The 8,932-nt window shown below is 46.2% G+C and carries 11 protein-coding genes and 1 tRNA gene; 3 read left to right on the top strand and 9 right to left on the bottom strand.

What is annotated here, in order from left to right:
* Positions 1 to 42: 42 nt before the first annotated feature.
* Both accD and NG833_RS00190 read right to left on the bottom strand, forming a co-directional pair.
* On the bottom strand, positions 43 to 966 hold the full coding sequence (gene accD, locus NG833_RS00195; protein ID WP_254563316.1) for an acetyl-CoA carboxylase, carboxyltransferase subunit beta: 924 nt from the start codon (positions 964 to 966) through the stop codon (positions 43 to 45).
* A 117-nt stretch (positions 967 to 1,083) separates the two neighbouring features.
* Positions 1,084 to 1,308, bottom strand: a complete 225-nt coding sequence (locus tag NG833_RS00190) for a putative signal transducing protein (RefSeq protein WP_254563315.1) — start codon at positions 1,306 to 1,308, stop codon at positions 1,084 to 1,086.
* 479 nt (positions 1,309 to 1,787) lie between these two features.
* On the opposite strand from NG833_RS00190, the gene NG833_RS00185 reads away from it, so the two are divergent.
* The 3 genes from NG833_RS00185 to NG833_RS00175 all read left to right on the top strand — a co-directional run bounded on the left by NG833_RS00185 (position 1,788) and on the right by NG833_RS00175 (position 4,131).
* Positions 1,788 to 2,309: a photosystem I assembly protein Ycf3 gene (locus NG833_RS00185; RefSeq protein ID WP_254563314.1), complete on the top strand. Its 522-nt coding sequence runs from the start codon at positions 1,788 to 1,790 to the stop codon at positions 2,307 to 2,309.
* 117 nt (positions 2,310 to 2,426) lie between these two features.
* Complete coding sequence (gene gatC / locus NG833_RS00180; RefSeq protein WP_254563313.1) at positions 2,427 to 2,708, top strand: Asp-tRNA(Asn)/Glu-tRNA(Gln) amidotransferase subunit GatC; 282 nt, start codon at positions 2,427 to 2,429, stop codon at positions 2,706 to 2,708.
* A 295-nt stretch (positions 2,709 to 3,003) separates the two neighbouring features.
* Entirely contained in the window at positions 3,004 to 4,131 is a 1,128-nt protein-coding gene (locus NG833_RS00175; protein ID WP_254563312.1) for a hypothetical protein, read from the top strand.
* A gap of 204 nt (positions 4,132 to 4,335) precedes the next feature.
* On the opposite strand, the gene NG833_RS00170 is transcribed toward NG833_RS00175, so the two are convergent.
* The 7 genes from NG833_RS00170 to radC form a co-directional block, all read right to left on the bottom strand.
* Entirely contained in the window at positions 4,336 to 5,172 is an 837-nt protein-coding gene (locus NG833_RS00170) for an A24 family peptidase (RefSeq protein WP_254563311.1), read from the bottom strand.
* A 155-nt stretch (positions 5,173 to 5,327) separates the two neighbouring features.
* A complete protein-coding gene (locus NG833_RS00165; protein WP_254563310.1) occupies positions 5,328 to 5,582 on the bottom strand; it encodes a hypothetical protein in 255 nt (84 codons plus the stop codon).
* A gap of 300 nt (positions 5,583 to 5,882) precedes the next feature.
* Positions 5,883 to 6,365, bottom strand: a complete 483-nt coding sequence (locus NG833_RS00160; RefSeq protein ID WP_254563309.1) for a hypothetical protein — start codon at positions 6,363 to 6,365, stop codon at positions 5,883 to 5,885.
* Positions 6,359 to 6,895, bottom strand: coding sequence for a hypothetical protein (locus tag NG833_RS00155; protein ID WP_254563308.1), 537 nt, complete (start codon positions 6,893 to 6,895; stop codon positions 6,359 to 6,361). The genes NG833_RS00160 and NG833_RS00155 overlap by 7 nt, the downstream gene beginning before the upstream one ends.
* A gap of 4 nt (positions 6,896 to 6,899) precedes the next feature.
* Entirely contained in the window at positions 6,900 to 7,697 is a 798-nt protein-coding gene (locus NG833_RS00150) for a hypothetical protein (RefSeq protein ID WP_254563307.1), read from the bottom strand.
* A 337-nt stretch (positions 7,698 to 8,034) separates the two neighbouring features.
* Positions 8,035 to 8,106 (bottom strand) — tRNA-Val (locus tag NG833_RS00145).
* Positions 8,107 to 8,186: 80 nt separating this feature from the next.
* Complete coding sequence (gene radC, locus NG833_RS00140; RefSeq protein WP_254563306.1) at positions 8,187 to 8,918, bottom strand: DNA repair protein RadC; 732 nt, start codon at positions 8,916 to 8,918, stop codon at positions 8,187 to 8,189.
* Positions 8,919 to 8,932: the final 14 nt, after the last annotated feature.

Raw genomic sequence — 8,932 nt, 5'->3', positions numbered from 1 at the left:
ATTTAGAGGTAAGGCGTAAGTCTTAAATGATGAAACCGGGATCTAGTCGATCGCCGTGGTACTCAAGTGCATCGCATCCGGTAACGGAATCCGATGAGACAACGGCGACTGGGGTTGATGCAGGCAAATCAACTGGGCCAAAGTCTTCTTAATCTGAGTCCGAGGGACGATCGCATCCACAAACCCATGTAACAGCAGGTCCTCTGCCGATTGAAAATCCTCCGGCAACTTCTCTCGCAGGGTTTGCTCAATCACTCGGCGTCCGGCAAACCCAATGGTAGCTTTGGGTTCGGCAATAATAATATCCCCCAACATCGCAAACGATGCCGTCACGCCCCCAGTAGTCGGATGGGTCAAAATGGGAATATACAGCAACTTGTTCTCCCGATGCCGTTCCAGGGCCCCAGAGATTTTCGCCATTTGCATCAGGGACAGCATCCCTTCTTGCATCCGCGCCCCCCCAGAAGCACAAATAATAATCAGGGGTAACCGTTCTCGGGTGGCCCGTTCAATCAGGCGGGTGAGTTTTTCCCCCACCACGGACCCCATACTGCCCCCCATAAATTTGAATTCCATCACCCCGAGGGCCACGGGTAAGCCATCCAGCTTGCCTAATCCGGTTTTCACCGCATCTAAACAGCCGGTTTTGTCTTGATATTCCCGCAGGCGATCGCTGTAGGATTTGCGATCGCGGAATTTTAGAGCATCCACCGCTTGCAAATTCTCATCTAAAGGCATCCAAGTCGTGCCATCAATGAGTTGGTAAATCCGTTCTGATCCATCCACCCTCAGATGATGCCCGCATTCGAGACAAACCATCTGATTCGCTCTGAGGTCCTTGGTGTAGGTCAACACCCCACATTCCGAACATTTCGTCCATAGCCCATCGGCTATCTCTCGCTCTTGCCGCTCTTGGCTCATGGGGCCTGACTTGCGGCGATTTGCAAACCAATCAAATAGAGACATGAAAACGCTTAATCCCTTCTGTTTTTTACCGATTCAACTTCACGGCCTTTAATCAAAGAAGCCGAAACAAGAGTGCGATCGCTTCCTCTGCTGACGTTTCTGCACAACCCCTGTTGTTCAGAGTTCGGACCCCGGCTCCTCTTCTTCTGGGGGACTGAGTAACAACAACGCCGTCCATCGATCTTCTGGACGCACTTGCAAGGCCGTTGGACTCCCGGTTCCCAAATATGAAACAATTCCTAAATCAATAATCCGAGTGGGAATCTCATGGGCCTCTAGCACCTGTTGCATGAATTCAGCCTCCCAGCGATGGCTGGTAGTTTTCAATGTGATCCAGGTCACAATAAACTGATCATAACTAAGATTGTTTCCCATTTCATTCCGAGGTCAGGCCCCAGAACCCCAATTTTACCGCGATTTGGTTCTTCAATTTTCCTACAAATGGGTCGAACTGACACTAAAAAATCCCCTCCCCTGCTTTCTGTGGATTGAACCGAGATCAACAAACTCAATTCTGAGCAAGCGGAGGTAACCACAATGCATACAATAGGATGGAAGCATCAGCCAATTATCAATCGGGAGCATCTCAATTTTGCCTAAAAACCGATCTGACCTCTCCCCCCTGCCCCCCTCCCCATCTCTCCCCAGCCCTCTCCTACAAGGAGAGGGAGGTATAAGGAATAAATGTCTTTTCGGAAGAGGGAAATTGACGTCTTTCTCCCCCTTCCCTTGTAGGGAAGGGGGCTGGGGGGTTAGGTCTCTTTTCACAATTGAGATGCTCCCTATCCAACTCTCTTAGCAATCGCGAGACCCCAACCCCCATGCCCAGAACACAACGTAACGATAACTTCATCGACAAAACCTTTACCGTGATGGCAGACATCATTTTAAAGATCCTGCCGACGAATCAACAATCTAAGGAAGCCTTCGCCTACTACCGCGACGGGATGTCGGCTCAAGCCGATGGGGAATATGCCGAAGCCTTGGATAACTATACCGAAGCCCTCAGTCTGGAAGAAGACCCCAACGATCGCAGTTATATTCTCTACAATATCGGCTTGATTCACACCAGCAATGGCGATCGGGACAAAGCTGTGGAATTTTACCATCAAGCACTGGAACTCAACCCCCGGATGCCTCAAGCCCTCAATAATATCGCGGTGATTTTCCATTACCAAGGGGATCAAGCCAAGGAAGCGGGAGACTTGGAGGCAGCCGAGGAATTATACGATCGCGCCGCAGATTACTGGAAACAAGCCATCCGTCAAGCTCCCAATAATTACATTGAAGCCCAAAACTGGCTCAAAACCACTGGACGTTCCACGATGGATGTGTTTTTCTAGTCTCTGGGTTCTCTTAGCCTAAACGATGAGCGGCGCTCGCTGAAGTTTGATGCTGTTTTTCCCTCAAACCATCGGGCGATCGCTATCCAATCTGACCCTAATCCTCCCCATTTACCCATGATTGACCGAGAACAAATTCGCAAAGTCGCCCACCTCGCTCGCCTCGAACTCACGGAAGCCGAAGAGGAACAATTCACCACCCAAGTCGGCAGCATTTTAGAGTATTTCGAGCAGTTGAGCGAACTGAATACGGAGAATATCAAACCCACCACCCGGGCGATCGATGTCAGTAACGTCACTCGTCCCGATGAACTCCAACCCTTTACTGACCTTCAATCGATTATGGCCGCAGCCCCTGATGTGGAAGGGGAGTATTTTAAAGTCCCTAAGATTCTCTAGTCCGGGGTACTATACGAGGGTAGAAACCGGGTTTCTTAACCACAATGTTGGTGCAACGCAACAGATTAAGTTAAGAAACCCGGTTTCTGGTCCTATTTTATCTAATACTGTACCGGCGCAAAGAGGGAAATTCATCCCCTCTCCCAATTAGAAACCCCTATTTCTGATAGCCTGCTAACGCGGGCTATTTTCTTAGAAACGATGTGCGGCACTCCTCGGAATATCTGTACTTGATGAGACCCCCAAACCGCTATAATTCATATCCTAAACCCAGAATCTCCAAACCATTTCAACCATGAGCACCTACCAATATTATGAGTTCCAAGCTTTAGACCGTCCTTTGACTGAGAAAGAACAGGAGTATATCCATACCCTCTCCAGTCGGGTTCAACTCAATCGGACACAAGCCATATTTCTCTACAATTATGGTGACTTTCGCGGACAGCCCGAACAGGTTTTAGATAAATGTTTTGATATCATGCTTTATACGGCGAATTGGGGAAGTCGCCAACTGATGTTTCGCTTGCCGAAATCTTTGATTAATCCGGCAGAGTTAGAACCCTATCAAGTTCCCGATGGTATTGAAATTTCTACAACCGAACAGTCAGTTCTTATCGATATCAACATTCAGGATGAAGATTTGAATGGTTGGACTGAGGGAGAAGGATTACTCCCCAGAATGTTATCCTTGCGCGATGATTTATTACAAGGGGATTACCGAGTTTTGTATTTAGGTTGGTTAAAGGCTGCTGAACTCTGTTATGATTTTGAACCCGAAACTTCCATAGAACCGCCTATCCCAGCTAATTTACACAACCTTTCAAAACCCTTAAAAGCATTTGTCGATTTTATTGAACTCAATCAAAATTTAATTGATGCAGCAGCTCAATTGAGTCCCCAAGCTGAAACCCAATCGGACTCCATTAAAGAACTACAAAAAAGAATTCCCCAGCTTTCTGAACAGGAACGAAACGACTTTTTAGCCCGCTTGCTACAAGGGGAAGTGAATCTCAATCTCCAACTCAGCCAACGTTTGCGATCGCTCTCCAAAAAGCCCACCCCTCAAACCTTGTCCAACTCTCCAGGTCGTTCTTTATCTGAACTCCTCACTCTCTCTACCCAAGCCGAAAATCTCCGGAAACAGAAAGAGAAACAGGCTGCAAAACAGGAAAAAATTAAAAAGATTCAGGAACTAGCGCCTCGGGAATCTTACCTTTGGGAACAAGTCTTTCATGAAATCGGATGCAAGCAAGTCAAAGCCTATGATCGCGCCATTGTTCATCTGCTCAATTTACAGGATATCGCTGAATATCAAGGCAAATTACCGGAGTTTCAAGCCCGAGTTCGCACCATTCAGAAAGACTACAGCAACCTTCGCGGAGTGATGTCCCGCTTGCGAGAGTTTAAACTCTGGCAAGATTAAATCCAAACCCAGTTTGAGGGGAGCAACAAACGGCGGGGGATCAATCCCCCGCCTAACAGCTAAAGTCGGTTAAAAACCGACTAATACCAAATCCGCTTGGTAAAAGTCTATTTTCATCGATTAGCCCGCGCAGGCGGGCTTTGTCCGTGTAGCCCCACCCTTCAGGGTGTGGGTTTTTTAGATATTTTATTTTTTGGAATTGCCTTACTGCAACGGAAAAAACAGGTCAAGATAAGCAGATAAAATCGTCTCTCCCCACAAGGCGGCGATCGCTGCACCCAGAGCGAGAAAGGGCCCAAATGGCATGGGTTTACTGCGTTCTAGCCACCCCAAGGCGACTGCACTCCCTCCGATAAAGGCACCGGCAGCACAAGCAATAAAACCACCTAAAAGCATCAATTTCCAGCCTAACCAAGCCCCCATCATTGCGGCAAGTTTGGCATCCCCGGCCCCCATTGCGGTTTTTCCAAAGGCGATGGAACCGACAAAGGAAATGCTATCCAACAGCCAAATTCCGAGCACTGCACCGATTATCCCCACCATTAACTGATGGGGAATTCCTTGGACATTGGCGGCGATCGCCCACCCCGCCACTATCTGAAACCCTAATCCCACCACCAATCCCGACTGAGTAAGCGGGTTCGGCAGGGTCATGGTATCTAAATCAATAATCGAGAGGGCTAATAACCAGCTAAAAAAGACCCAATACCCGATCATTTGCATCGGGTTCTCCCAGGTGAACAATGCCACCACCATGAAGATGACGGCGGTTAAGGCTTCGATGATGGGATACCGGACGGAAATCGGACTTTTGCAGTGAGCGCAGCGACCCCGCAACCGCAACCAGCCGAAGACGGGCACGTTCTCAGTTTTACCGAGTTTATGCAGGCAATGGGGACAGCGCGAAGGGGGCCAGAGTAAGGATAAACCGGCAGGAATCCGGTATGCCACTACGTTGATAAAACTGCCGATGGAAGCACCCAAGGTTAAGGCGACTGCCACCGCCGCGATCGCAAAAATCACATCTATGGGGTTTGTCATTGGTCATTGGTCATTGGTCATTTGTCATTGGTCATTGGTTGTTTTTTTATTCAAATTAAAGCGTGAATTATTACTGATTAACAATAGGTAATTATCAGGATTTAATAAACAGTCCGAACCTGATGGTGTCCGGTGATAATAATAGCCCATTCCTTCTAATAGAGTCCGGCTTCAAGCTGATCGAAGGGTACAAAACATTCCGTCAGCAATAAAGCGGGCTTTTGGGTAAAAATGAGCTGACCTCGATGAGTAAAGCGATCGATGGCGACCCCGAGAGGACGCTGAATCCCATCGGGATGAACGTCTTTGTAAGCTCGATAAAGCAACCTTGCGGCTTTGAGCAAAGTTGGGTCAAGCAACTGCGGGGAGGCGATCGGGCTATCGTCTTGGAGTTGTGGTGCAGCGTACATGAGCGAGCAACCTTAATCGTAAAGTTTAAGTGGATAGGGGAAAAACATTGGTGCTGGTCATGGTTTGATTGTAGACTACCCACTCTTAAACTGTGGCGATCGGCCTCCTAAAAATTTCTATCTTATGAATGAAAATCATCCACCCTTAATCCTTATGTCCCCCTTCATGCAGGGTTTCACCCCTCACTTAAACCGCCACCTTGCAGCAAAAAACTTGGCTCATCTGCCCGTTCATTAATTGCAGGATTAAAGAATAAACAACAGAGCGCAACGATTAGCTCATTCATGTAGCGCCAGGATTTAAGGGATAATTTTTTTCAGGATAACTGCAACCTGACCATATAGTTCTCCCACCAAACCCTCTAGTTCGTGATGCTCTATGTCTTCGTTTGGTCCAAGTTTACTGGTCCATTTTCCCGAATCTAATTGTCGGGCAGCATGAGTAGGTATTCTATTGGAGTCGGCATAGAGTGCTACTTTTTGAAACCCCACCTCTAAAGAAGCCGTTTCACAAACCTCATATCCGAAAGATTCAAAAACCTGAATAAATGCTTCTAAACTTTCTTCTCGTTTAACATGGGGCGGCCAATACTGTTTCCCCATTTCATCCGGCCACCACCACTCAGAGGTATCTTCTAACGCCCAAGCAATACAATTATAATCGATGGTATCCGGGCTGGTTAGTCTGTATCCAGTCCGTAATAAATTGGGATAATCCGCTTCAATCCACCCCCTAACTTGGGTTCTCCAGGCTGAATTACCAATCGGTTCATTCTCTACCATCTGTAACCTTTATGCTTCCCCCATTCCAGCCAATATCGGATCATCTCCTGAGTCTGACCTCGTTTTTCTGGGGGAACCGGATCTTCTCGACTAATAGCGTGGATTGCCCAGAACCATTGTCCGGACTTTCGTTCCAGTTCTCGCAGTAATAAAGGGATGACCGCTTTCCCCATGCCAATAATCTGCTGATAGCTCGGATGCATCGATGCTTTATTGGTAGAAGATATTCCCCGGGTTTCTCTACGCCATTGATTCGCCAATTCTAGGAAAGTCTTTTCTAATTCAGAATCGATTAACTCTAAATTTTGATTTCTGGAAGCGTGATAATTTTTGGAAAACTTCCAAATTTCTACACTCCTTTCTACATCTTTAATATCCGATCTCCAGGGTGATTGAATGACATCAGATATAAAACTTGGGTTGTGATATTGAATTGAAGATTTTAAAGCTAAAAATCGCTCTTTTCGAGTGTTTTTACCAATCGTAGCTTTATCTTTTAATGGAGGTGAAAATTCTTGAATTTTTAACATTTTCTTACTCCTCTATTTCCATATAAGTAACGTTTGCTCTTTGAATTAATTGCCTCAAAAGTTCGGCTTTTTTTTCAGCTCTGTTTAATTGTTCTTGGATCTGCTTGATATCTATTGAATCTAGGGCTAAAAAAAATTCTTTGGATTGGTTAGCTTGACGATATTCTAACTTTAAAGTATGGATAATAGTAGCACTATCCGGGCCTTTCTCTATGTCCCTATCAAATATGGGCCTGATATCAGAAATAACTCTTGCTTTAAGAAAGATTCGCTCCTGTTCAAATATGACGTTAGCGGCTTTAGATAAAACAGCAAGAACCCCCCCCTGCTCCATCACTCTTAATAATCTCTGACTAAAACGCTGTAAATGAAAATCATCAAATTTTTCACAAAACTCTGGAGAGGTTCTCAAAAATTCTAGAAGTGAATCCACGAATTCTTGAGGATAAAAATCAGAATCATTGAACAACCCAGACAAAGAAAGAAGAAAAGCGATTATTTTTTCACTCTGATTTACATCTAATTGGGTGACTTGATTCGCAACAGCATGGGTTATTTCTTCTATCTGCAATAAAGGAGATATATTGGTTTCAAAAGATTCTAAAATCTCCTCTATAACTTCATCTTCTAATTCTATGAATAGTTTTAAACCTAAATGATATTTTTCAGGAATTCTTTTTATTTTCATAAAAATTGATTGGGGGGTAAAGAAATTTGAATATTTAGCGATTTTTGGGGAAATTTTAACTGATGTTTTTCCCGCTTTGCTAAAAATATGACTGCCTTTCCCAGATCTTAACATAATTTGAGCGGAACACAAGACACTAGATGTAGAGTTCTGCTCCGGTTTTCAAAGACCTATTTGCTTCTAAAAGAAACGCTTCTGCGCGGTTCCTCTGTGTAGTCTCACCCTCTAGGGTGTCGGGTGTAACAGACATCCAGTAATCAGATTTAGTTTGGGATTAATCCGGCCAACAATCGGAACAATCGGATTTTTTACTGGGCCTTGTACTGGGGACTGGCCGATCGCCACACCCCTTCAGCACCCTACCATTCATCCCATACCGCGTGCTAACCCAAAGCAAAACATCCCGGTGAATCTTCGCCCCCGAGAAAAAAGGGTTTTAAAAAAAATTTAATGGGCGATACTGGATTCGAACCAGTGACCCCTTCCGTGTGAAGGAAGTGCGCTACCACTGTGCTAATCGCCCGCACGATTTATTACAATAGCACAGCTTGCCCAAAATGCACAAGCCCTTTCATGAAAAAATTTTTTCACCCGTTCCCAAACCTAATCCCCTTGAGGATATTCCTCCCATAATCCACAGATTTTCCGCAAACTCTGGAAGTCACCATTTCCCAAAATCAGATGATCCAGTAATGGAATTTGCAAAAATTGACCCGCTTGCAATAACTGGCGGGTGAGTTGAATGTCTTCCGGACTGGGTTCTAAACTCCCCGAGGGGTGATTGTGGGAAATAATGGCCCGGGTGGCCCCATGTCGCAAGACTTCTCGAAAAATCTCTCGGGGATGGGCGAGGGTTTCTGTGGCAGTCCCAATGGTGAGCAGTTTAGTTCCAATCAGGCGATTTTTCACATCCAGCAGCAACAGCGCAAATCGTTCTTGGGGTTGCCACATCAGTTCATGAGAGAGGGCCGCTGCTGCTGCCTCGGGACTATCGATTTCTTTGCGTTCGGGGGGCCTGGAATAAAAGGTTCGTTTGCCGAGTTCGATCGCCGCTAAAATTGTGGTGGCTTTTGCGGGTCCCACGCCCGGAATTTCCATCAGTTCCTGGGGGGACATCTCCCGCAAAACTTCCAGGGGGTCCCGCTGATTCTCGCCAAGTTTCTGTAAAATGTACTGTCCAAGTCCCACTGCGGACAATTTTCCCGGTCCTTGTCCCGTACCTAGCAGCATGGCAATTAGTTCGGCAGTGGCCAGACTTTTCGGTCCATAAGCCATCAATCGTTCTCGGGGACGCTCATTGGTGGGGATATCGGCAATTCTGAGGCAATAGGTCATGCACCAACCCAAAA

This window comes from Oscillatoria sp. HE19RPO (assembly GCF_024220515.1).
Taxonomy (GTDB): Bacteria; Cyanobacteriota; Cyanobacteriia; order Cyanobacteriales; family Laspinemataceae; genus Laspinema.
Note: the sequence above shows the minus strand (reverse complement) of the source record. Positions and strands in the feature narration are given on the sequence as shown.